The sequence below is a fragment of the Xanthomonas sp. SHU 308 genome (assembly GCF_000364645.1).
In the GTDB taxonomy this organism is placed as follows: Bacteria; Pseudomonadota; Gammaproteobacteria; order Xanthomonadales; family Xanthomonadaceae; genus Xanthomonas_A; species Xanthomonas_A sontii.
The window spans coordinates 1-382 of sequence record NZ_AQOK01000490.1 but is presented as its reverse complement, the minus strand read 5'-3'; the positions used below and the strand labels follow the sequence as shown (position 1 = coordinate 382).

Sequence of the window (382 nt, the reverse complement as noted above, 5' to 3'; positions counted from 1 at the left end):
TCGGCGGCAGCGCCTGGGTTGGCGGGGGCGGCCTGGACCGACTGCGCAGCGATGCCTTCACCCGGGTCGGCGAGGTGCGCATCGTGCATCTGCGCGACGGCAGCGTGGTCACGCTCAACACCGATAGCGCCATCGCCGTGGACATGCAGGCGCACCTGCGCTCGGTCCAGCTGTTGCGCGGCGAAGCGTTGCTGCAGGTGACGCACGATCCACGGCGTCCGTTCGTGGTCGACAGCGCCGGCGGCAGCGCCCGGGTGCTCGGCACGCGTTTCGATGTGCGCCTGCAGGGTCGCACCGCCGAGGTCGCCGTGATCGACGGCCGTGTCGCCGTGCGCGCGCCGGACGGCGGCAGCACTGCCGTGCTGCGCGCCGGCCAGCGCGC

1 protein-coding gene is annotated in these 382 nt (G+C 73.8%); it reads left to right on the top strand.

Going from position 1 to position 382, the window contains the following annotated elements; translation table 11 throughout:
• Positions 1 to 382 (top strand): FecR domain-containing protein (locus D588_RS0114830; RefSeq protein ID WP_017916542.1); only part of this gene is annotated, 382 nt, incomplete at both ends.